A 22,226-nucleotide genomic window follows, 5' to 3' on the forward strand; every position below is an offset into this window, starting at 1 on the left:
CTGCGTAGACTTCGAGACATGACGGCGACAGCGACGTCGGCCCGCTCGGACCTCTCCGAGCTGGGACGATCCGAGACCGCTCTGCGGACCTTCCTGCACGGCCTACCGGGCGTGGACCAGGTCGGCGCGGAGCAGCGGGCAGCCCAACTCGGCACCCGATCCATCAAGACCACCGCCAAGGCCGAGGCGATCGACCTCGCCATCCGGATGGTCGACCTGACCACGCTGGAGGGCGCGGACACCCCGGGCAAGGTACGGGCGCTCGCCGCGAAGGCGCTGCGGCCCGATCCGGCCGACCCGTCCTGCCCGCACGTCGGCGCGGTCTGCGTCTACCCCTCGATGGTCCCGTACGTGGCCGAGGTGCTGCGCGGATCCGGGGTGCACCTGGCCAGCGTGGCCACGTCCTTCCCGTCGGGTCAGGCGCCGCTGGAGATCAAGCTCGCCGACACCCGCGCCGCCGTCGAGGCGGGCGCCGGCGAGATCGACATGGTGATCAACCGGGGCGCCTTCCTGGCCGGCCGCTACGCCGAGGTGTACGACGAGATCGTCGCCACCAAGCAGGCCAGCGGGGACGCCCACCTCAAGGTGATCCTGGAGACCGGCGAGCTGGCCACCTACGACAACGTGCGCCGCGCCTCCTGGCTGGCGATGCTCGCGGGCGGCGACTTCATCAAGACCTCCACCGGCAAGGTTCCGGTCGCCGCCACCCTGCCGGTGACCCTGGTGATGCTGGAGGCGGTACGCGACTTCCGGGCCGCCACCGGGCGGCAGGTAGGCGTGAAGCCGGCCGGCGGCATCAAGACCACCAAGGACGCGATCAAGTACCTGGTCATGGTCAATGAGACCGTCGGCCCGGACTGGCTGCACCCGGACTGGTTCCGCTTCGGCGCGTCCAGCCTCCTCAACGACCTGCTGATGCAGCGCACCAAGCTGACGACCGGCGTGTACGCCGGCCCCGACTACTTCACCCTGGACTGAGCACCGGAACGATCTACCCTGCGAGAACGTCTCTCAGACGTACTCTGAGCTGCTAAAACACCCCTCAAAGGCACGCGCCAGCACGCATCACTACTCGCTGGCGCGTGCCTTTTTTGTGCCCCAAACTGCGCTCAGTAGTTGTGCTGACCCCATCGCGCAGCTAGTGTGTGTTCATCGCACAAGTAAAGACGGGCCCGGCAGGAGCGCCAACTCCTGTGATCCGGGCCCTTGATCGCCCCCAGGAGGCGACCCGTGAGCATCATTGCATCCGTCCCCACCCCGCCGGAGCGTCGTCTGATCGACGCGCCCACCGTCGACCTGGCCCGCCCGATCGTCCGGGCCGAGTCCTGCCCGACCTGCTCGGAGACGTTCTACCCGACCAACTACGGCACGGGTGAGCAGTGCCGCCGCTGCGTGTACGACGCCGAGCGGCGTGCCGCGCAGCCCCGGCCGGCCGACAACCGGTTCCCGGTGCTGAACTCGGGTGCCCACCGTGGCGACGAGCGCACCGCGCAGCTGGCCGCCGCCGGATCGTTCGACGACGGTTACGCCCAGGGCTACGCCGACGCCGTCCGGCACGCGGTGGCCACCTTCCGCGCTCGCCAGGACAACCCGGGGCGGGTCGCCGAGTGCCCGCCGTGGTGCTCGGAGGATCACCGGGGCGTCGCCACGGAGGTCGACGGGTTCTCGGTCGGGCTCGGCCACGAGCGGATGCTCGTTGAGCTGACCGGGCAGGATCCGGCGTACTTCGACGCCGCGGCCACCGCTTCGGTGTACGTGGAGTCGACCAGCGAGCGGGGCGAGGTCACCACCGCTCCCCGGGTGGTGGTGTCCGTCGCCGAGGGCGCCGAGGGTCACTACCCGGGCAGTGAGGGCGTTCAGGGCTGGACGGGCACGCCCGCTCAGGCTCGCGCCTTCGCCGCCGCGCTGCTGGCCGGCGCTGACGTGCTCGACGGCGGCAACCGCTGATGGCCGCCGCCATCAACCGCCTGGTCGTGCGCACCGTTCTGGTGTGCACGGCCCTGGCCGGGCTCGCCGCGTTCCACAACCACACCACGCAGCCGTGCACCGCCAACGAGGCCGGCGCGGTGGGCATGTGCGTGTCGACCAGCTGGGCGGGGGGTGCCCGCTGATGGCCCGCTACTGCCCGCCGTGGTGCGTACCCACCCACCACGACCACCAGCTGAACTCGCACCGGTCCGCCCCGGTGGAGATCGTCACCCCCGCCGATCGGTTCTTCGTGCACCTGGAGGCGGGCGACGGACGCCTGCCGTACGTGCTGCTCACGCACTTCGCCGAGCCGATGGACGCCGAGGACGTGCCCACGTTCGACCCGGACAACCTGCTGCTGCTGCCGCTGCCGGTGGCCGCCGAGCTGGTTGCCGCCATCGTCTCCCTGATCGCCCGTGACCTGCCCGGAGGTGACCACTCATGACCGCCACGCAGTACGTGCTCCTGATCGTCGCCGGTGGCACCGGTACGCCGCTGGCCGTGTTCCTGGTCGCCCGCCGCCTGGTCGAGGGCCACGCCGACTCCACCGCCGCGGCGATCCGCCGCCAGCACACCCGGCAGACCCCGACCCGCACGAAGGCGGTGGCCCGCTGATGGCCGCGCAGTGGTGGTCCTGGGCGCTGACCCTCATCGGCCTCACCGGCTGGTGGCTCACCGGACGCCGCCTCTGGCACGGGTGGGCCGTCAGCCTCGCCGTACAGGCCCTCTGGCTGGCGTACGCGCTGGCCACCGGCCAGTACGGGTTCATCGTCGCCGCCTTGTCCTACGGGGCGATGGCGGCACTCAACCTCCGCCGGTGGCGCCGCGACGCGCTCGCCACCAGCCCGAGCGACAAGGACCGCTGACCATGGCTATCTCGTCCTGCTCCACCTGCGGCACCAGCGAGTTCCGCAGCCTGTCGATCGACTCCACCGGCGCGCTGGCCATCTGCGCCAAGGGCCACCACACGTTCGACCCGTCCAGCACCGACGACGGCGGTATCCAGACCGGCCGGATCAAGGTCAAGGGCCAGTCGGCCATCGGCAACGGTGCCGTGGCCATCGGCAGCACCGGCGAGCGCAAGAAGGACAAGAAGCGGTGGAACCGATGACCGCCCCGACCGTGAACGGTGTGAAGTACCCGCAGCCGGTCGACGCGCTGCTGCCCGCCGCCCGCGCCCTGGCCGAGCAGCTGGGCGAGGTGCCGTCGCGCAACCGGCTGATGAAGGAGTTCGCCATCGGCGCGCCGAAGGCGACCGAGCTGCGCGAGCGGCTCGTCGACGAGCCGCCGGCCGACCCGTGGCTGTACGCCGAACCGGTCGGCCCGGACCCGGTGCCGGCACCGCCCGTACCCGAGTCTGCGCCGCCGATCCTGGCGGACCCGCAGCCCGCCGAGGTGGCCGACACCGTCGAGCCGGACGTGCAGCCCACGACGGACGGACACCCGGGTACGCCGACCGCTGAGAAGTCGGTCAAGCCGCTGCCGGTGTGGCCGGTGTGGCTGCTCATGCTGCCCGCGTTCGTCGCCGTGTGGGCCGGCTGGGTGGAGCTGGGCAAGCTCACCGGGTTCGGCCCGGTGGACCTGCTGCCCGGGTTCACCCGCGACAACGGCGAGCCGCTGCTGACCCTGAACACGGCGATCACCCTCCCGATCGGCATGGAGGTCTACGCCGGGTACGCCCTGTTCGCCTGGCTGTCCGGGCGCACCACCCGCCGGGCGCGGACCTTCGCCATGGCGTCGGCGCTGATCGCGCTGACCCTCGGTGCCGGTGCGCAGATCACCTACCACCTGCTTGCGGCGCCGGAGACCGGCACGCCGTGGCAGATCACCACCGTTGTCGCCTGTCTGCCCGTCGCCGTGCTCGGCATGGGCGCCGCACTCGCCCACCTCGTACGAGAGGACCACTGACCGTGGCTGAGACGGACTGCACCGTGTGCCCCGAGCTGCTGACGCGGCTCGGGGCCGCAGCCGGGGGCATGCGCGCCCTGGCCGACCTCATCGACCGCGAGATCGCCGAGCCGACCCAGGCGTGGCGTGACCTGCTACCCGCCCTCGCCATGAGGGCACGCAACCTCGCCGCACAGGCCGAAGGGAGGCACTGACCATGACCACGCTGCCCATGGAATACGACGACGAACGGCACACCATCACCGCCGAGCAGCTCGGCGGGCCGGTCGACCCACCCGACCGCAAGGCCACGTTCGCCGACGTGGTCGCCCGAGACGAGCCCACCCGGCCGATCATCCCCGCCGTGCTGCGGTCGCCGGAGGGACGTCGGGCGCTGGTCGGCTGGTCGGCCCGCTACGGCCGCAACCGTGCCCTCTACCACCTGACCCGCTCCCCGAAGTACGCCGTCAAGGTGGCCGTCTACGCGCCGCGTGGTGTGTGGCGGGCCGGTGCCGCGGTGACGTGGTGGGCGGTCGGTGGTCGGGAGAACTTCCACCTTCGGCAAGAGGCCGCGAACAAGAACGACCCGCACACCTGGCAGTCGCTGAACCGCACCCGGGCCCGGGAGTCGTCCGCCCGCTGGTGGGTCGTCGGCATCGGCCTGGTGCTGCTCCTGGCGGCGTTGGTCGGCGTCGAGCTGGCCGGGATGCCGCCGGTCGGCTGGTACTGCGCGGTGGCCGGTCTGGTGCTGCTCGCCGCCCGGTACGGCCGGCCGGCGGACAAGCCGATCGTCGACCGGACCAGCACCGGGCAGAAGTTCACCAAGCTCACCGCCGAGATGGTCCGCAACGCCGTCGTCGCCCTGTCGATCGGCGTGAAAGAGCCTGGTCAGCTCACGTTCCCGCCGCCCGGCATCCACAAGGATGGGCCCGGTTGGCTGGCCCGGTTCAACCTGCCCGGCGCGATCGTGGCCACGCAGCTGCTGGAGAAGCGCGACAACCTCGCCGCCGCCCTCCGCCTGCCCGTCGACCAGGTGTGGCCGGAGGTCGGCCCCGACCACCCCGGCCAGGTAGACCTGTGGGTCGGCTACCAGCCGTCGTCCAAGATGGGGCAACCCCGCTGGGCCCTCGCGGCGGACACCGCGCGGACCAGCATCTTTGAGCCGCAGCCGTTCGCCACCGACGCCCGCCAGCGACCCCTGACCACCGTGCTGTTCGCCCGGAACTTCCTGATCGGCGGCCAGCCCGGATCCGGCAAGTCGTACGCCGCCCGCACGCTGCTCACGATCGCCATGCTCGACCCGACCGTCGAGCTGAAGGTCGCCGAGTTCAAGGGTGTCGGTGACTTCCTCGACGTCGGCCCACTGTGCTCCGACTACGTCGTCGGTGTCGACGACGAGGCGTTCGAGGCGGGAAGCGACATCATCGCCTGGGCGCTCGCCGAATGCGAACGGCGCGGCAAGCGGATCCTCGAGGCCAAGAAGCGCGGCGAGGCACCCGAGGGCAAGGTCACCCCGGAACTGGCCGCGAAACCGGGGTCGGGCCTGCATCCGGTGTTCATCCTGCTCGACGAGGTCCACGAGCTGTTCGCGGCGGTGCCCGGCTCGGCGGCGGCCTGTGAGCGGGCCATCAAGCGGGGCCGGGCGCTGGGCATCATGTTCTGCCTGGCCACGCAGATCCCCGACAAGGACAGCCTGCCGCCGAACATCACCCGCTGCATCACCACCCGCTGGTGCCTGTCGGTGCTCGGCCAGGTCGAGAACGACATGATCCTCGGCACGGGGGCGTACAAGCGCGGGTTCACCGGCACCGTCTACCGGCCCGGCGTCGATGCCGGGTGGGGCGTCATGGTCGGCGTCGACAAGCCCGGCAGCGCCCGCTCGTTCTTCCCCACCCCCGAGGTCACCGCGGGCATCGTGGCCCGCGCCGCGCAGCTGCGCGGCCAGGTCGTCATCGGCGACGGCGCCGAGCGGGTGGAAGCACGCGACATGCTCGCCGACGCCCGCGCGGTCCTCCGGCCGGGTGAGTCCGGTCTGCCGTGGGCGGTGCTCGCCGAGCGCCTGGCGGAGCAGTGGCCGGAGATGTACGCCGGGATCACCGCCGAGATGGTCCGCGAGTCCCTGTCCCGGTACGGCGTCGACAGCCAGGACGTGAAGGTATCCGGGAAGAACCTCAAGGGTGCCCGCCGCACCGCCCTGGACGCCGCGCAGCAGCGTCGGGAGATCGACGCCGGATAGGTCGCACGGCCGGTCGCGGCACGCAACCCGGTCGCACTTCCGCGACCGCCCCCGCGACCGGCCTTCACCTGCGGAAACCCCCGATAGTCGCGGGTCGCGGCACCCCCGCCAGCAGCCCGAAAACCGCCCCAGGAGGCACCTCGTGAGAGGCACCATCGTCGCGACCGGCCTGATCCTCGCCGCCCTGCTCGTCTACGCCCTGTCGTGTGCCGTCCGCCCGTTCCGGGACTGCTGGGTGTGCGACGGGAAGGCCCACCACCGCAGCAAGCGCAACCCGAAACTGTCCCGGCCGTGCCGGTGGTGCAAGGGCACCGGGAAGCGACTCAGGTTCGGCCGCCGGCTGTGGAACCGCGCCCGCCGGCTACACCGCGCCGCCAGTTGACCCGAGACGCCGTACGGCCCGCCAGGATCGCGCCTGGCGGGCCGTTACGCGTAACGGCGTTACGTGACATGTCACGGCCGTGACAATGCCCCGTTGCCCCAGCTCAACAGGCACGTAACGGCATGTCACGCGCGTGACCGCCGAGTGGCCGAAGATCGATTGCGGGGGGAGATTTCCCTGAGGCGGGGGCGGGTCAGGGGCCGGACGCTGCCCGGTCGGACCCGGCCCCCCTGGTGTCCCCGTTGCTCGCGTCTGTTCGCCGCTGCTGTCGCTGCTGGTTGGTCGATGCTTCGGTGTGCGCGCTGGGCCTACAGTCGGTCGCTGTGAGCTGTCGAGAGGGGACACGGTGAGGGTGCGTAGTGCTGCCCTGTTGGTGGGTGCGTTCGTGTTCGCCACCGCTGCCGGTGCGGCGATCGGTGTGCAGTTCGTTGACCGGGACACGGGCGGTGAGGTGAGGCTGCGCCTGGAGGACCCGCAGGGCACGCCGTCTGCCGAGCCGACGCCTACGGTGGTGACGTCGACTGCGGCCAGTCCTTCGGCCGTGGTGACACCGAAGCGTGAGGGGAAGACTGTGACGGAGCAGCGCACGCCCGAGCAGAAGCCCACCGGACGGCAGTCCACCAGCCCGCAGGCCACGACCGGTACGGGCACGGTGGACGTCATCAAGCCGGATCCGCTGCCGGAGCCGCTGCCGACGAGGTCGGGCGACTGACCGGTCATTCGGCGAGGTAGGCGGATTCCAGGCCGAGGATCGTCAGGACCCGCACCCCGATGTTGCCGCTTCCCGCGGTGCGGCGCGCCTGCACCGCCACCGTACGCAGCGCACCGTACGGGTACACGCCCGGCAGCGCGGCCGGACCGAGCGTGGCGAACGCGTACTGAGAGGCCGCCACCTCCAACACCTCGCCGACCTGCTCGCCATCCAGCGTCATCCGCACCTCGCCGGTGGTGGACCCGTCGTCGGAGCGGATCAGCAGGTGCGCGTGCAGGACTGGGTGCTGCACGGGCATGGTGCCGGCCGCCATGTCCACGAACGTCGCCGAGGCGGTGGTGGCGGTGGGCACAGTGACCTCGCCCGTCTGGATCGGGATGTACGGGCGGGCCAGGCCACGTTCGGATGCGGCGTCGTCGGACACGATGTACTGGCCTGCCCGGTCGTAGATGCCCACGAAACCCTCGTCGGCGCCCTCGCCGCCCACGAAGAACGCGACGCCGCCGCCGGCACGGCCGATCCACGTGCCACGCCACCCTTCGGCTAGTTGCCCCTGCCGGGATAGGACGTTGCCGTCGGTGTCGCGGGTGGTGATGGTGCCGCCGGTGACGGTGAGGCCGCCGCGGCCGATGGATGCCGCTTCGAGGCGGCGGCCAGCGGTCAGCATCTGCACCTGCCGCTCTAGTTCACGGACCCGGCGGGCGAGGTTGCCGGGCGAGATCGCTTGGTCGCCGATGACTCCCACAGGTGGCCTCCTAGATGCTGTTGTGCATGGCGATTTCCTGCTCGACCTGCCGCAGGCTGAATCGGTCGGTCCACGCCTGGACGTTGACGTTGATGTTGTCGGCGTGGACGCCTCGTCCGGCGCCGCCGTAGTCGCCACGGCTGGCCGATGATCCGACCACCGCCAGCCGGGCGCCGGCATTGGCTGCGGCGAGGGCTGCGGCGTTGCGGCGGGTGGCTTCGACCGTGGACACCCATTCACCGCGGGTCAGCCACGCGGGGACGGCGTCGTAGCCGTATGGGCCGTCTACCTCGCCACCTCCGGCGTACCTGCTGCCGGCCGGCCCGCCCAATGCGTTGAACTCGCGGTGCCCGCCTCTCGCGGTGCGCTGCTCGACGACCAGGCGGGTACGCACCTCCGGTGGGATGCGGTCCAGCCATTCGAGGTGGTTGCGGATCTGTCGCTGCGCCGCGTCCAGGCCGAGGGTCTTGAGCAGGGTGGCCACCTCGTCGGGGACCCGGTCGTACGCCTTCGCGTACTCGCGGATGTCCGCTTCGGTGATGCCGGCCTGCCGGGCCTGCTCCACGAACTTCTTCCGCAGCTCCTCGGTTTTCGCGGTGACGTCGTCGGCGCTGTCGGCGGTTTTGGCGTACTCGACGACCAGGTCCATGTGGGTGCGGATCAGGTTGCGGATGTTGTCCCGGTTGGTCAACGCCGACTCGGAGTTTCCGTCGAGGGCGCCGCCGTTGGCTTTCGCTTCTTCGGTCATCCGCTTCATGGCCCTGGTGGCGGCGTCTTCGGCCTCTTCGAGGGCGAACATCTGGTCGTAGAGAGCCCTCAGGGCCTTGTCCAACTCGTCGACCTCGGCGGCCAGGTCGGTGGCCGCGGCGGCGGTCAGGCCGAGTCCGGTGGCCAGCTGCCGGGTGGCGGGGTCAAGGTCGGCGACGGAGCGGGTTTGCCCGTCGGTGGCTTCGGTGACCTGCCGGTGCAGTTCGCGGGCGTTGGCGAGGTCACCGCCCATGTCTTGCAGGGAGCCGCGGACTTTCTGGGCGGCGACGTTGAGGTCGTCGGAGCGTTGCGCGTAGGCGGGTGCGATGGCCCCGTTATGCCGGTCGAGTTCGGCGTTGACGCGGGCGATGGCGTCGGCTTCGCCCATCATGGCGGCGGTCAGGTCACCGGCGGAGATGCCGAGGAGTTCGGCCTGGTCGATGACGCCGTTCTGGGCGAGTTGGTGGGCGATCCACAGCCCGGTGTCGCGGGTGACGGCCCCGGATTGGTCGTCGAGGGTGTCGGCGAGTTCGCGGGCGCGGCCTCGTGCTTCGGCGTTGGCCAGGGCGAACGCGGACAGGGCGGCGACCGCGCCGGCGATGGCGATTCCCCACGGCCCGGCGAGGAAACTGCCGACGCGGCTCATGGCGGTGTTCGCGGCCACGGCGGTGGCGGCCATCCGTCCTTGCGCCATGGACAGTTCCAGGATGGCTTGCTTGTACTGGGCGATGCGGGGCACGACGAGCAGGGCGGTGCCACCGACGAGCAGCAGCGCGGCGGCGGACAGGCCGAGGACGGCCAGGACGGCTTTGACCGGTCCGGGTAGGTCGGTGAGTACCCCGGCCAGGTCACCGATCAGGTCAGCGGCCGCGCCGACGGCCGGTAGGAACGTGTTCCCGATGTCGATCGCGAAGTCGTTCAGCTGGTTGCGGGCGATGGCGACGCGGGACTCGACGGTGGCGTACCGCCGTTCGGCCTCTTCGAGTAGGGCGGTGTTGTCTTCCCATCCGCGATTCGCCGTGTCGAGTGACCGGGTGACCAGGTCACCCGCGCCAGCGAGGCGGAGCAGGGCGTCGCGGAGCAGGATCTCGCTCATGCCGAGGTCTTGGAGGGTGGCGAAGACGTCGCCACCGGACTGCTGCATGCGGCCGAGGCCCTGGATGAAGGCGGCGGTGGCCTTCGCGGCGTCCTGCTGGAACGCCTGGGCGTACTGGTCGGCGGTCATGCCGGCCAGTTGGGCGAACGTGTCGAGACGCTCCCCGCCGGAGCGGACGGCCTGCTCGATGATGATGAACGCCCGGGAGATCGCCGAACCGCCCGCTTCGGCTTGGACACCCACGGATGAGAGGGCACCAGCGAATCCGATCACGTCGGCTTCGCTCATGCGGACGGTCTGGCCAGCACCGGCGATCCGGAGCGCCATGTCGACGATCTCTTGCTCGGTGGTGGCCGAGTTGTTGCCCAGCTCGACGATGCTCGCGCCCAGGCGGCCAACGTCGTCGGGGGCGGACTGCATGATGTTCATCAGCCGCGACAGGGCGAACGCCGCCTCTTCGCTGGTCAGGTTCGTGGCGGTGCCCAGGTCGACCATGGTGCGGGTGAACTGGACGATGTCCTGCCGGGCGATACCGAGCTGGCCAGCAGCCGCCGCCACTCCGGCGATCTCCTCGTGGGTCTGCGGCAGCGTGCGGGCCAGCTGCCGCAGTTCACCTTCGAGTTCGGCGAGCTGCTCGGGTGACCCGTCGATGACCTTCGCCACGCCGGTCCAGGCAGATTCCCAGCTGATCGCGGCACGGACCGCCATCGCCAGGCCGGCACCGATAGCGGCACCGGCCGCGAGGAACGTCGCCCCGACCTGGTCCATGGCCGCGTCAACCCGCGCCTGTTCGGCTTCGAGCTTGGCGAGTTCCCGCTCCAGGGCCCGCGCGGACGACTCCGCGCTTTTGAAGCCGCGTTCGAACTGGCGGGGGTCCGCGCTGAGGCGGTAGGAGAGGTCTTTCTCGGCCATGTCAGATCATCCATCCGGGGGTGACGGCCTGCTCGTCGGCCTGCTCGCCGGGCTCGCCGAGGGTGATGTGGTGCAGTCGCCACGACCGCACCCATCCGCCGATCTGGGAGGGCGGTTCGTCGGCGGTGTACGTGATCGACGCGGCGAGCGGTTTACCGGCCTGGTGCCGTTCCCACTGCCGCCGGCCCTGCTCGGTGCGCAGGTCCAGGCGGATGCGGGCGTGCAGCGATAGGTCGTACAGGTTGCGGCCCCACCGGGATTCGAACAGCTGCTCTACCCGGCCGATGGCTTCACGGTCGCGGCTGGTCAGTCCGTCGCGGTGGTTCCAGTAGAGGGCCGCCTCGCACTGGCGGGCGTCCATGCCGGCCAGGTCGAGGCGGCATCCGTCGACGGCCAGGTTCTGGGTGGCGGCGCGGATGTTGAACGCCGGACTCCAGTCCGGCTGGTGACGTCGGGCCGCCGGCCGTGCCGCACCGCGGCGGGTCGGCTGGCCGTACCGGGGCGACGATATCGACGGCATCGGGGCACGGCCGGCGGCCACGGACCGCATGTAGCTCGGCGACCCGAGCAGCGGATCAAGCCGCGCGGCCACCATCTCGTTGATAGCCCGACATCCGACGCACATCCCACACCGCCTGCCTGTTGATCCGTACCGTGGCCGGCCCGGGCGGGGAGGGAAGCACCGGGCCGGCCACGGAGTGACGGATGGCGCCGCTTCACCTGCGTTGGCGCGCTTCCCGTCGCCTGCGAGCACGACGGTTGGCGCTGCCTGCGCCGGGTGCCTTCCACGGGGGCGGGTCGAGTGGCTGGGTTCGCCGGCTCGCGTGCCTCACGCGCACCCCTGGTGGCCACCAGGGAGGGGTCGCGCCGTGGCCTGGCCGGTCGTCACCGGTCAGGCGGCCGGAACCTCGCACGGCACCTCGACGACCAGCCGACGCCCGACCCCCCGAACAAGGCCTTGCGCCCGCCAGCGCCGCAGTGTCCGGGTAGAGACACCGTGGTGCCGTGCGGCTTCCGCGTACGTCATCACGACCTGACGATGACCGGCCAGCGGGGCGGCGGCACGCTGGCGGCCAGCGGCGCGGACATTCGGGCCGGTGGGGGCCATCGCGGCGGCCAGTTCCAGCAGGTCCGGCGGCGGGACGATGCCGGAGCGGTGGCAGCGTTGCAGGTGGTCCCGCAGCGCGTGGGCCAGGTGCAGCATGGCCCGGTCGCCGAGCGCGACGGCGTTGCCGTGGGCGTCGACAGCCACCACCCGGGGTGGTCCGTCAACCGGCATCGGGTTGTCCCGGTGCGGCCAGGGCGGTGCGCAGCTGCTCGCGGAGCGCGTCGTCGAGGCCGTGTACCTCGATGAGTTGGCAGGCGACCCACACGGTTTGCATCAGCAGGTCGGGCGGGCCCTGTCGCACGATGGCCTCAACGGTGGGCCAGTCGGCGTCTGCGGCGGCGAACACGAGTTCGGCACCGTTGGCGAGCGGTGGGATGCTCACCGGCGTCCCCTTCCCCGGCCGTGGCCACGCCTGCCACGTGGGCGGACCCTTCCCGTACCCCTCGGGTGGTCGTGTTCGGCGCTCTCCGTGGCTCTGGGCGGGCCGCCGCTGGTGGTGACCGGTGGCCGGCAGTCGCCGCACACCCCGTACTGGTAGATGAGTGGTCCGAACTGCACCATGCCCGGGTAGATGCCGTCTCCGTGTTCCGGTCCGGCGCAGCGGTGCCCGCAGGCGTCGCAGGTGCGGTCGGCGGCACTGCCACGCGGCAACGCCACCAGGTGCACGCAGGCCGAGCAGGTGACGACACCGGGTCGCCAGGCGGCGGCGATGACGGGCTGCGGGCGGGCGGGATCGGGGGCGTGGAAGCACGTCGACGCACGTCCGGTCAGCCACGCGGTGAACGCGTCGAGCAGGCCGAGCCGCAGCCACCCGGGCGTCTGCTCGACGGTGGCCGGGTGAGCGTCGCTGCCGAGCACATCGCGGCCGGCCGTGGTGGTGATTCGTAGCGCGTCGACGGTGGCGGCGTCGGCCTGGTCGAGAGCGTGCACCGGAGTGTGGGCACGCAGCTGCTCGACCAGTTCGCCGTAGCGCGGGTGCGTCATCAACTGCTCCAGCAGCAGGGCGGTGGTCATCGGTCTGCCTTCCGGTACGGGGCGAGTTCGTCGTCTGCGTCCCACGCCTTCACCAGTCACCGTCCGCCGGCGGCTCGGTGGGCGTGGTCGACCAGAAGTCGTCCTGCGGGATCTCGGGCATCCCTGGATGCGCGTCAGAAGTGTCAGAAGTGTCAGAACGCTTTCTGACACCCTGCGTTTCTGACACTTCTGACGGTTCTGACACGGGGGTGGGGTGGGACACGGCGTACCGACCACGGGCGAGCTTCACGAGGCGGCCGGCGGTCTCCTGCCGACGCAGGTACTGGTACACGTCCTTACCGAACTTCTCGGCGCACACCTTCGCGGTCACACCTTCAGCACCAGCAGCCCGGACGAATGCGATTACGTCGCTCGACGTCTCGGACAGGCCGTCTTGCTCTTCCCGCTGGCGGGCCCGCTCGGCGGCCTGGGCGAGGTCATCGCCGTCGAGCACCCACGCCCGGCCGTCGACCATCTCGATGGCGTACTCCGCTTCGGCCACGTCCCGGCCGGTGATCTTCAGCAGGCCATCCGTGGACTGCCGCTTGCGGGCTAACACCACGATGGTGTCGGCGGCCCCAGCGAGCCCGTGCGTGCCGCTGACCGAGTCCACGAAGTCGTCGGCGGTGGCCTTGCGGTCGTGGTGCAGCACGACAACGGCTAGCCCGGGGAACCGGTCGGCAACATCCTTCAGCGCACCGCCGATGCGGTAGTCGCGTTGGTAGGACGACTCTCCCGGGGCGGCCTGAGGCATGACCTTCCCGAGCGTGTCGATGACGATCAGAGCGGTGTCGGGATGAAGCTCCAGGTATGCGCGGATGACCGCGCTGGCCTTCCCCGGCTGCACCTTCGTGACATAGGTGAATAGGCCAGGGATTGGGTCGTCACCGAGAAGCTGCCGGCACCGGTCCTGCATCCGCCGGTCGCCGTCCTCCAGGGCGAGGTACAGCACGCGCTGCTTCCGGTCGATGGAGAGCTTGCCCAGCGCCCGGCCGCCGGAGGACAGGGCCAGCAGGATCGACAGGATCAGCCAAGACTTCCCGGCCTTCGGCGGGCCGATCAGGATCGTGAAGCCCTCCGGGATCAGCCCGGGTACCGCCCACCGGACGGGTGCGAACACCTGGGCGTCGAGCCATGCGCCGTCGCGTACGCCACCGAGCAGCTGGGCGACCTCCTGGGCGCGTTTCTCGGCGGCCTCAAGTTCGGCGAGCTGTTGCTCCGGGGCAATGAAGCCACCCCGGGCGGTCACCTCGGCGGTCAGGTCGGTCATGCCGCCACCCCCAGTCCGCGGACCGGCCGGCCGGTTTCCCATTCGACGGGTCCGCCCGGGTGGAGGCGGTACGGGCGCCCGTCGTGGGCGGCACGATCGCGGGCGGCTCGGTCCATCTCGGCCATGCGCTCGGCGACCTTCTGCTCGTAGGTACTGCGGGCGAGCGGCCTCCAGGTGGATTCCATCTCGGCCAGCTCGGCGCGTTCGTAGGCTCGGCCGTGCTCGAAGGCCAGGACGACGGCCTGCTCCAGCCGGTCGGCGTTACGGGCGGCGCATCCGCCGGGTGGGCACCAGCCGGCAACCGGTCGCAGCACGCCGCTCGTGGGCGGTACGCTGCTGGTGGTCGCCGCCGTGACCTCTGATGCCGCCCCGGATGCCACCCCGGGGCGGTTTCGCGTCTGCGGCATCTCAGGCCGCCGCCTTCGCCTGCTCGTCGAGCCACTTCTCAACGTCCGACCAGCGGTAGCGGACGCCGCGGCCGACACGCGAGTAGCGCGGCCCGATGCCGTGCTGCCGCCACCGTTCGAGAGTCCTGACCGGCTTCTGGAGGTACGCGGCGATCTCTTCAGGGGTGGCGAGCGTTCGCCTGTCGCTCATAGTTGCTGCTCCGATCGCGCAGTTTTTGTGTGGCGATGGCAGCATGGCGCGTGCCGTTGCGTGTGTCAAGGCGACACCGGTACTGTGCGTTCATGACTCAACCGAAGGTGTTGGAGCCTCACCGCGTGATCGCCGATCGGGTGCGTGACCTACGCAAGAAGCGGCGTTGGTCAGCGGCGCAGCTGGCGGCGGAGCTGCAAGAGGTGGGGCTCCGCTGGGATCGATCGATCGTGGCGAGCTTCGAGCTGGGCCGCCGCGCCAGCGTGTCGGTCGAGGAATTGCTCGCGCTGGCCTACGTGCTCGATGTGGCCCCGGTGCACCTACTCGTCCCGCCGGACAAGGCGTCAGACAGCGGCCCGTTCTACCTCGTCATACCCAGCTTCGGCGCCCGCCTCGATGAAGCTCGGGACTGGATCCGTGGCCGTGAACCGATCGTGGGTCAGGATCCACGATCGTTCTTCGCTGAGGCACCAGAAGTTGAGTCGAAGATGACCCCCGCAGACGTGGCGGCAGAAAGCGCGCGGATCCAGTACCACCGCAAGTACGGGCACCAGCTGCGCACAGGTGCGATCGCTGCGGACGACTACTGGCAGGCCGTGACCGAGGTGGAGCAGGCCGCCAGGGCGGGCGCCGATGGCGAGCGTTGAGAAGCGCGACGACGGTCGGCCGAAGCCGTGGCTGGTCCGGTGGCGGGACGAAGGCGGCCGGCAGCGCAAGAAGTCGTTCGCCCGGAAGGTCGACGCCGACCGGTTCCGCGCCGAGGTCGAGCACACCCTGAACACGGGCTCCTACATCGACCCGGCCGCCGGGAAGATCACCTTCCGGCAGTACGCGGAGCGGTGGCGGGAAGGCCAGCCGCACCGGGCGAACACGGCAGCGCGGAAGAAGTCCCTGCTCACGAAGCATGTCTATCCGGTGCTGGGTGACCGGCGGATGGCGTCGATTCGGACCAGCATGGTTCAGTCGTTCGTGACGGCGCTGCCGTTGGCGCCCAGCTCGGCGCGGACGGTCTACCGGACGGTGCGAGCCGTGTTCCGGGCGGCGGCAGCTGATCGGGTGATCCCGTTCGATCCGTGCGTGAAGATCAAGCTCCCTGAGTTGCCGCATGAGGAAGTCGTACCGCTGACCATCGCCCAGGTCGACGCGCTCGCCGAGGCGGTCCCCTGCCGGTATCGGGCGCTGGTCGAGTTCGATGCCGGCACGGGGCTACGGCAGGGTGAGGTGTTCGGCGTCGAGGTGTCGATGATCGATCGGGCGCGGAAGGTGGTGAAGGTCTACCAGCAGGTGCAGCCGGCCGCGGGCGGCGGGACGGTGGTCTGCCCGCTCAAGGCGAAGGCGTCCTACCGGTCGGTGCCGCTCGGCGATGCCATGTTGGCGGTGCTGGACGCCCACATGAAGGAGTTTCCGCCGGTGGAGGTCGACGTACTGGACATCACCGGCGCGAAGCCGGTCACGAGGAAAGCCTCGTTCGTCTTCGCTGACGAAGCCGGCCGGGCGCTCAACCGGAACGCGTTCAATGAGACGGTGTGGCGGCGGGCACGAGCTGCCGCCGGCTTGCACGCCGCCACCCAGCACGATCTACGTCACTTCTTCGCCAGCGCACTGATCCGCGAGGGACTGAGCCCGAAGGCGGTAGCGGCTCTCCTGGGGCATGCTGACGTGGCGATGACCCTCAACACGTACAGTCACCTGTGGCCGGGAGATGACGACCGGTCCCGGCTGGCGATCGACAAGGCATTCCGGCGCGATGTGCCCCACATGCGCCCCACGCCGGACAATTGATCAATGGAGACGCAGGTAGCCTACCGGCCGAACGGCGTCACCCCTACTTCACCCTGGACTGACCGCGATGTTCGAATACGCACCCGCCCCCGAGTCACGCTCGGTGGTAGACCTCAAGCCCTCGTACGGGCTCTTCATCGACGGTAAGTTCGTCGACCCGGCCGACGGCGGCAGCTTCAAGTCGATCAACCCGGCCTCCGAGGAGGTGCTGGCCGAGATCGCCGAGGGCGGCGCACAGGACGTGGACCGGGCGGTCCGGGCGGCCCGCAAGGCGTACGACAAGGTCTGGGGTCCGATGCCGGGCCGGGACCGGGCCAAGTACCTGTTCCGGATCGCCCGCATCATCCAGGAACGCTCGCGTGAGCTGGCCGTGCTGGAGTCACTTGACAACGGCAAGCCGATCAAGGAGTCCCGCGACGTCGACCTCCCGCTGGTCGCCGCCCACTTCTTCTACTACGCCGGCTGGGCCGACAAGCTGGAGTACGCCGGGTTCGGCCGGAGGCCGACGAGCGAGCACAGCGGCGCGAACCCGCGGCCGCTCGGTGTGGCGGCGCAGGTCATCCCGTGGAACTTCCCGCTGCTGATGCTGGCCTGGAAGATCGCCCCGGCGCTCGCGGCGGGCAACACGGTGGTGCTGAAGCCGGCCGAGACCACTCCGCTCACCGCGCTGCTCTTCGCCGAGATCTGCCAGCAGGCCGACCTGCCGGCCGGCGTGGTCAACATCGTCACCGGCGCCGGCGAGACCGGCCGGGCACTTGTCGAGCACGACGGTGTGGACAAGGTGGCTTTCACCGGCTCCACCGACGTCGGCCGGGCCATCGCCCGCGCGGTCGCCGGCAGCCGCAAGAAGCTCACCCTGGAACTCGGCGGCAAGGCCGCCAACATCGTCTTTGACGACGCCCCGGTCGACCAGGCGGTCGAGGGCATCGTCAACGGCATCTTCTTCAACCAGGGGCACGTCTGCTGCGCCGGCTCCCGGCTGCTGGTTCAGGAATCCGTCGCCGAGCAGGTGCTGGAGTCACTCAAGCGGCGGATGGCCCAACTGCGCCTCGGTGACCCGCTGGACAAGAACACCGACATCGGTGCCATCAACTCCGCCGCCCAGCTCTCCCGCATCCGGGAGCTGACCGAAGCCGGCGCCGCCGAGGGCGCGCAGCAGTGGTCGCCACCCTGCGAACTGCCCGAGCGGGGCTTCTGGTTCGCGCCGACCATCTTCACCGGGGTCACCCAGGCACACCGGATCGCCCGCGAGGAGATCTTCGGCCCGGTGCTGTCCGTACTCACCTTCCGCACCCCGGCCGAGGCCGTGGAGAAGGCAAACAACACGCCGTACGGGTTGTCGGCCGGGATCTGGACCGAGAAGGGTTCCCGGATCCTGTGGACGGCCGACCGGCTGCGCGCCGGCGTGGTGTGGGCCAACACGTTCAACAAGTTCGACCCGACCTCGCCGTTCGGCGGCTACAAGGAGTCGGGCTACGGTCGCGAGGGCGGCCGGCACGGGCTGGAGGCGTACCTCAATGTCTGAGCGGGTCGCGGTACGCAAGACGTACAAGCTCTTCATCGGCGGGAAGTTCCCGCGTAGCGAGTCGGGACGGTCGTATCTCGTGCAGGACTCCAACGTGTCGCTGGCCTCCCGCAAGGACGCGCGGGACGCCGTGGTGGCCGCCCGCGCCGCCGGAAAGGGGTGGGCCGGGGCGACCGCGTACAACCGGGGTCAGATCCTCTACCGGGTCGCCGAGATGCTGGAGGGCCGACGCGAGCAGTTCGTCGCGCTCGGCGTACCCGCCGACGAGGTGGACGCGGCGACCGACCGCTGGGTCTGGTACGCCGGCTGGTCCGACAAGCTCCCGCAGGTGTACGGGGGCGCGAACCCGGTCGCCGGGCCGTACTTCAACCTGTCGGCGCCCGAGCCGACGGGGGTGGTGGCGGTGGTCGCCCCCGAGACACCGGCCCTGCTCGGGCTGGTCAGCGTGATCGCCCCGGCGATCGTCACCGGCAACACGGTGGTGGTGGCCGCCTCACCGACGGCGCCACTGGCCGCGGTGACCCTTGCCGAGGTGCTGGCCACCTCCGACCTGCCGGGCGGCGTGGTCAACATCCTCACCGGCCGGCTGTCGGAGACCGTACCCACGCTGGCCGCGCACATGGACGTCAACGCCATCGACCTGACCGGGGTGACCGACCCGGAACTGGCCGCCGACCTGGAGGTCAAGGCCGCGGAGAACCTCAAGCGGGTGCTGCGGCCGGTAGCGGCAGGTCACGACTGGTCGGCGGATCCCGGGCTCGGCCGGATGACGGCCCTGCTGGAAACGAAGACCGTCTGGCACCCCAAGGGGGTCTGACTCTCCCTGCTTCCGGGATTTCCGGGGAGCCTTGGCTTGAGTGGGTTCCGGGGAGCCTTCGCTTGAGTGGGTTCCGGGGAGCCCCGCTTGGGTGGGGTTTCCTTCCGGGGAGCCTCCGCTCCTGGGGTTTCCGGGGAGCCCCGCCCGCTCCGGGCGGTCAGGCTTGATCCCTGCGCGGGCGGGGCTCCCCGGAAAACCGGACCTGGGCGCGGCAGTCCGTGGGTCACGGCTTACGGGGGCTGCCCAGCGTCGGTTGCCCGGCCTGCCATCTCTCCTGCCTGCCGTCTCTCCTGCTCGATCGTCTCCCCGCTCGGTCGTCCTCGTCCTCCCGCTCGGTCGTCCTCCCGCTCGGTCGTCTCGCCGCTCGGTCGTCTCACCGGCCTGCCGTCTCCCCTCTCGCCCCTTCCCCTTCCCCTTACGGCCTCTGTTGCCTGGCGCCCCGGGTGCTCGCTCAAGATCCGGACAACTTCGCGGAAACTGCTGGGTCGAGGGGTGACGAAGCAGCAGTTTCCCCGAAGTTGCTGGGATGGCCGGAGGTGGGCGTGGGTGGGGTGGGGGTGGGTGGGGTGGCGGGGGTGGGGTGGGCGGGGTGCGGGGTGGGGTGGAACGTCCGGGGTGGGGGTGGGTCTACTACGGGGGGTAGGATTGCGGGGTGACTCGGCTGGGGGATCTTGAGCGTGCGGTGATGGACGTGCTGTGGGACACGGTTCCCGCCACGTCCGATGGGGTCACCGTGCGCGAGGTGGCCGAGGCGCTGGACGGACGCGAGTTGGCGTACACCACGGTGATGACCGTGCTGGACCGGCTGGCCGGCAAGGGCATGGTGCAGCGCGAGCGGGAAGGGCGGGCGTGGCGTTACCGCGCCGCGGCCAGCCGTGAGGCGTACATCGCCCAGCTCATGCTCGATGCGCTCGACCTGGGCGGCAGCCGGGACGCGGCGCTGGTCCGATTCGCCCGTTCGGTGACCGGCACCGAGGCCGACGTGCTGCGCGCCGCGCTCTCGGCGCAGGCCGGGTTGGCATCCGACACACCTGGGCAGGCGGCGGACAGCCCGGACCGTGGGCTGACCGACCGGGTCGGGTCGCCAGCAGACCGGGCGTCGCGCGCCGGCCTGGCCGACGAGGCCGCGGAGCGGTAGGGCGAGGCCGTGGCGCACACCCTGCACTTCGCCGCCTCGATGGTGGCGTGCTGGCTGCTCGCCCAGGTGCTGGCCCGCTCCACCTGGACGTGGCGCAGCCCTCGGGTGGCGATCCTGTGCTGGCAGGCGATCGGTCTGGGGGTCGGTCTCTCCGCGATGGGGCTGCCGATCGCGCTGGGTCTCGCCCCGTACCAGCGGGGCACCGGCAGTGCACTGCTGGCGCTCGCTGACGATCTTTGGCGCGGTACCCTGCCGGCCGGTCTCGGTGCCGTGCACCTGGGGCTGGTCGGCGTCGGTCTCGGCATCGGGGCGGTGCTGCTGACCACCACGGTACGCAGCGTCCACGGCGCGGTACGCGCTCAGCGTCGGCACCGGGATCTGCTCACCCTGGTCGCCCGACGGGATCCGACCGTGCCGGGCGCGCTGGTGCTCGACCATCCGGGTGCGGCGGCGTACTGCCTTCCGGGGGTGAAGCCCCGGGTGGTGGTCAGCGCCGGCACCCTCAGCCTGCTCGACCGGGCCGAGTTGGCGGCGGTGCTGACCCACGAGCGGGCGCACGCGCAGGAGCGGCACGATCTGGTGCTGCTGCCGTTCACCGCGCTCTGTCGGGCGCTGCCCTGGTTCCGCTGGGTCCGGCAGGCACACGAGCGGGTTTCGCTGCTGGTCGAGATGCGCGCCGACGACAAGGCCCGTGAGCTGCACGCCGAGGCCCCGCTGGCCGGTGCGCTGCGCCGGTTCGCCGCCGCCGGGAATCGGATCACGCCGGCCGGCGCGCTCGGCATGGGCGACCGGGATCTGGACGTACGGGTGCAGCGGCTGCTGGTCACCGCACGCCCGCCTCGGCTTCTCGGTGCCATTGCGCTGTCCGTGACCACGACCGTGGCCGCCCTGCCCGTCTCGCTCTTCCTCAGCTGACGGACCCTGAACTAACCCTGATGATGTCGGCCCGACTCGCACTGCGGACCTATATGTAGCGTTGCTACGTGTAGGCTCCCTATCCGCAACGACCCCGCCCCGGGAGAGCCGACATGGACACCCTGCTCCTCGCCCGCCTGCAGTTCGCCACGACCGCCTCGATCCACTTCCTCTTCGTGGCTGTCACGCTCGGGCTGGTCACCCTGCTGGTCGGGATGCAGACCGCCTGGGTGCTGACCGGCAATCATCCCTGGGAACGACTGACCCGGTTCTGGGGCCAGCTCTACGTGATCAACTACGTGCTCGGCATCGCCACCGGCATCGTGATGGAGTTCCAGTTCGGGCTGAACTGGAGCGGGCTGTCGCGCTACGCAGGCAACGTCTTCGGCGCTCCGCTGGCGATCGAGACCCTGGTCGCCTTCTTCCTGGAGTCGACCTTCCTCGGCATGTGGATCTTCGGCTGGCACCGGCTACGCCGCGGCGCGCACCTCGCACTGCTCTACGGGGTCGCGATCACCGCGTACGCCTCGGCTTTCTGGATCATGGTGGCCAACTCCTGGTTGCAGAACCCGGTCGGCTACGAGGTACGCGACGGTGTCGCCCACCTGACCGACTTCGCGGCGCTGCTGACCAATCCGGCCCTGTGGATGGCGCTCGGGCACGTGGTGTCGGCGGCGCTGCTCACCGGCGGCCTGCTGATGGCGGCGGTCAGCGCCTGGCACCTCAATCGGCGCACCACCGACCATGCGCTGTTCCGCACCTCGCTGCGGATCGGGCTGGTCACCGCCGCGCTGGCGATCACCCTCGTGCAGGGGTTCGGCTTCGCCCAGTTCGGGCCGGTGGGCGGCGTTCAACCCACCAAGTTCGGGGGCAATCCCGAAGCCGACGCGCTGATCGCCGACTGGACCGCCAGATTCGGCCCCGGCGACTACCTGCCTCCCGCGCTGTCCAACGTCGGGCTCGGCTTCATGATCCTCATTGGTTTCGCCCTCGGCCTGCTCTGGCTGCTCGTCCCGCTGCTCTGGCGGGACTGGATCATCCGCCTCCGGTTCCCGCTCTGGCTGATCATGCTCACCCTGCCCCTGCCGTTCGTGGCGCTGATCCTCGGCTGGATCGCCCGCGAGGTCGGCCGCCACCCCTGGGTGGCGTACGGGCTGTTGCCGGTGGACCAGGCGGTCTCGCCGATCAGTCCGTGGTTGATGGCGACCTCGCTGATCGGCTTCACCCTGCTGCTTGGCACGCTCGCCGTCACCAACTGGACGCTGCTCGCCCGGCACGCCGCTCGGGGTGCCGCCGACCCCGCTCTCGGCCGCCCGCCGGCCCAACCTTCGGCCGACGACCCCCGCCCCGAACCCGCGTTCGTCTGAGGAGCCGG

At 70.7% G+C, this 22,226-nt stretch carries 28 protein-coding genes; 19 read left to right on the forward strand and 9 right to left on the reverse strand.

Features of this window, described 5'->3' with window-relative positions:
• Positions 1-18 precede the first annotated feature (18 nt).
• The 12 genes from deoC (at position 19) to O7624_RS11970 (ending at position 7,185) form a co-directional block, all read left to right on the forward strand.
• Entirely contained in the window at positions 19-978 is a 960-nt protein-coding gene (gene deoC / locus O7624_RS11915; protein WP_282240047.1) for a deoxyribose-phosphate aldolase, read from the forward strand.
• A 252-nt stretch (positions 979-1,230) separates the two neighbouring features.
• Entirely contained in the window at positions 1,231-1,947 is a 717-nt protein-coding gene (locus tag O7624_RS11920) for a hypothetical protein (RefSeq protein WP_282240048.1), read from the forward strand.
• A 26-nt stretch (positions 1,948-1,973) separates the two neighbouring features.
• On the forward strand, positions 1,974-2,111 hold the full coding sequence (locus O7624_RS11925; protein ID WP_282240049.1) for a hypothetical protein: 138 nt from the start codon (positions 1,974-1,976) through the stop codon (positions 2,109-2,111).
• On the forward strand, positions 2,111-2,413 hold the full coding sequence (locus O7624_RS11930; protein WP_282236767.1) for a hypothetical protein: 303 nt from the start codon (positions 2,111-2,113) through the stop codon (positions 2,411-2,413). Before O7624_RS11925 ends, O7624_RS11930 begins: the two co-directional genes overlap by 1 nt.
• Entirely contained in the window at positions 2,410-2,583 is a 174-nt protein-coding gene (locus tag O7624_RS11935; protein ID WP_282236766.1) for a hypothetical protein, read from the forward strand. Before O7624_RS11930 ends, O7624_RS11935 begins: the two co-directional genes overlap by 4 nt.
• Positions 2,583-2,834 (forward strand): hypothetical protein, encoded by a 252-nt coding sequence (locus O7624_RS11940; RefSeq protein ID WP_282236765.1) that lies wholly within the window; start codon positions 2,583-2,585, stop codon positions 2,832-2,834. The genes O7624_RS11935 and O7624_RS11940 overlap by 1 nt, the downstream gene beginning before the upstream one ends.
• 2 nt (positions 2,835-2,836) lie before the next feature.
• Positions 2,837-3,079 carry a hypothetical protein gene (locus O7624_RS11945; RefSeq protein ID WP_282236764.1) on the forward strand — a complete coding sequence of 81 codons (243 nt, stop codon included), beginning with the start codon at positions 2,837-2,839 and terminating at the stop codon, positions 3,077-3,079.
• Entirely contained in the window at positions 3,076-3,876 is an 801-nt protein-coding gene (locus O7624_RS11950) for an ABC transporter permease (RefSeq protein ID WP_282236763.1), read from the forward strand. Before O7624_RS11945 ends, O7624_RS11950 begins: the two co-directional genes overlap by 4 nt.
• A 2-nt stretch (positions 3,877-3,878) precedes the next feature.
• Positions 3,879-4,070 (forward strand): hypothetical protein, encoded by a 192-nt coding sequence (locus O7624_RS11955; protein ID WP_282236762.1) that lies wholly within the window; start codon positions 3,879-3,881, stop codon positions 4,068-4,070.
• A 2-nt stretch (positions 4,071-4,072) separates the two neighbouring features.
• Entirely contained in the window at positions 4,073-6,091 is a 2,019-nt protein-coding gene (locus O7624_RS11960) for a cell division protein FtsK (protein WP_282236761.1), read from the forward strand.
• Between the two features lie 142 nt (positions 6,092-6,233).
• Positions 6,234-6,473: a hypothetical protein gene (locus O7624_RS11965; RefSeq protein WP_282236760.1), complete on the forward strand. Its 240-nt coding sequence runs from the start codon at positions 6,234-6,236 to the stop codon at positions 6,471-6,473.
• 346 nt (positions 6,474-6,819) lie between these two features.
• The gene (locus tag O7624_RS11970) at positions 6,820-7,185 is read left to right on the forward strand and encodes a hypothetical protein (protein WP_282236759.1); all 366 of its coding nucleotides are present in this window, start codon (positions 6,820-6,822) and stop codon (positions 7,183-7,185) included.
• Between the two features lie 4 nt (positions 7,186-7,189).
• Here the strand turns inward: O7624_RS11970 and O7624_RS11975 are convergent, their stop codons facing one another.
• The 9 genes from O7624_RS11975 to O7624_RS12015 all read right to left on the reverse strand — a co-directional run bounded on the left by O7624_RS11975 (position 7,190) and on the right by O7624_RS12015 (position 14,674).
• A complete protein-coding gene (locus tag O7624_RS11975; RefSeq protein WP_282236758.1) occupies positions 7,190-7,930 on the reverse strand; it encodes a hypothetical protein in 741 nt (246 codons plus the stop codon).
• A gap of 10 nt (positions 7,931-7,940) precedes the next feature.
• A complete protein-coding gene (locus tag O7624_RS11980) occupies positions 7,941-10,685 on the reverse strand; it encodes a phage tail tape measure protein (protein ID WP_282236757.1) in 2,745 nt (914 codons plus the stop codon).
• 1 nt (position 10,686) lies between these two features.
• Positions 10,687-11,277: a hypothetical protein gene (locus O7624_RS11985; RefSeq protein ID WP_282240050.1), complete on the reverse strand. Its 591-nt coding sequence runs from the start codon at positions 11,275-11,277 to the stop codon at positions 10,687-10,689.
• A 300-nt stretch (positions 11,278-11,577) separates the two neighbouring features.
• Positions 11,578-11,964 (reverse strand): hypothetical protein, encoded by a 387-nt coding sequence (locus tag O7624_RS11990; protein ID WP_282240051.1) that lies wholly within the window; start codon positions 11,962-11,964, stop codon positions 11,578-11,580.
• On the reverse strand, positions 11,954-12,175 hold the full coding sequence (locus O7624_RS11995) for a hypothetical protein (RefSeq protein WP_282240052.1): 222 nt from the start codon (positions 12,173-12,175) through the stop codon (positions 11,954-11,956). The genes O7624_RS11990 and O7624_RS11995 overlap by 11 nt, the downstream gene beginning before the upstream one ends.
• A complete protein-coding gene (locus O7624_RS12000) occupies positions 12,172-12,807 on the reverse strand; it encodes a hypothetical protein (RefSeq protein WP_282240053.1) in 636 nt (211 codons plus the stop codon). The genes O7624_RS11995 and O7624_RS12000 overlap by 4 nt, the downstream gene beginning before the upstream one ends.
• 49 nt (positions 12,808-12,856) lie before the next feature.
• Positions 12,857-14,077 (reverse strand): AAA family ATPase, encoded by a 1,221-nt coding sequence (locus O7624_RS12005; RefSeq protein ID WP_282240054.1) that lies wholly within the window; start codon positions 14,075-14,077, stop codon positions 12,857-12,859.
• On the reverse strand, positions 14,074-14,484 hold the full coding sequence (locus O7624_RS12010) for a hypothetical protein (RefSeq protein WP_282240055.1): 411 nt from the start codon (positions 14,482-14,484) through the stop codon (positions 14,074-14,076). Before O7624_RS12010 ends, O7624_RS12005 begins: the two co-directional genes overlap by 4 nt.
• A gap of 1 nt (position 14,485) precedes the next feature.
• Positions 14,486-14,674 carry a helix-turn-helix domain-containing protein gene (locus tag O7624_RS12015; RefSeq protein WP_282240056.1) on the reverse strand — a complete coding sequence of 63 codons (189 nt, stop codon included), beginning with the start codon at positions 14,672-14,674 and terminating at the stop codon, positions 14,486-14,488.
• 92 nt (positions 14,675-14,766) lie between these two features.
• On the opposite strand from O7624_RS12015, the gene O7624_RS12020 reads away from it, so the two are divergent.
• The 7 genes from O7624_RS12020 to O7624_RS12050 all read left to right on the forward strand — a co-directional run bounded on the left by O7624_RS12020 (position 14,767) and on the right by O7624_RS12050 (position 22,218).
• Complete coding sequence (locus tag O7624_RS12020) at positions 14,767-15,321, forward strand: helix-turn-helix domain-containing protein (RefSeq protein WP_282240057.1); 555 nt, start codon at positions 14,767-14,769, stop codon at positions 15,319-15,321.
• On the forward strand, positions 15,308-16,456 hold the full coding sequence (locus O7624_RS12025) for a site-specific integrase (RefSeq protein ID WP_282240058.1): 1,149 nt from the start codon (positions 15,308-15,310) through the stop codon (positions 16,454-16,456). Before O7624_RS12020 ends, O7624_RS12025 begins: the two co-directional genes overlap by 14 nt.
• Before the next feature lie 67 nt (positions 16,457-16,523).
• Positions 16,524-17,981, forward strand: a complete 1,458-nt coding sequence (locus O7624_RS12030) for an aldehyde dehydrogenase family protein (protein WP_282240059.1) — start codon at positions 16,524-16,526, stop codon at positions 17,979-17,981.
• On the forward strand, positions 17,974-18,798 hold the full coding sequence (locus O7624_RS12035) for an aldehyde dehydrogenase family protein (RefSeq protein WP_093406195.1): 825 nt from the start codon (positions 17,974-17,976) through the stop codon (positions 18,796-18,798). Before O7624_RS12030 ends, O7624_RS12035 begins: the two co-directional genes overlap by 8 nt.
• A gap of 652 nt (positions 18,799-19,450) precedes the next feature.
• Positions 19,451-19,936, forward strand: a complete 486-nt coding sequence (locus O7624_RS12040; protein ID WP_282240060.1) for a BlaI/MecI/CopY family transcriptional regulator — start codon at positions 19,451-19,453, stop codon at positions 19,934-19,936.
• 9 nt (positions 19,937-19,945) lie between these two features.
• Positions 19,946-20,851 (forward strand): M56 family metallopeptidase, encoded by a 906-nt coding sequence (locus O7624_RS12045; RefSeq protein ID WP_282240061.1) that lies wholly within the window; start codon positions 19,946-19,948, stop codon positions 20,849-20,851.
• 113 nt (positions 20,852-20,964) lie between these two features.
• A complete protein-coding gene (locus O7624_RS12050; RefSeq protein WP_282240062.1) occupies positions 20,965-22,218 on the forward strand; it encodes a cytochrome ubiquinol oxidase subunit I in 1,254 nt (417 codons plus the stop codon).
• Positions 22,219-22,226: the final 8 nt, after the last annotated feature.

The sequence above is a fragment of the Verrucosispora sp. WMMD1129 genome (assembly GCF_029581255.1).
GTDB classification, from domain to species: Bacteria; Actinomycetota; Actinomycetes; order Mycobacteriales; family Micromonosporaceae; genus Micromonospora; species Micromonospora sediminimaris.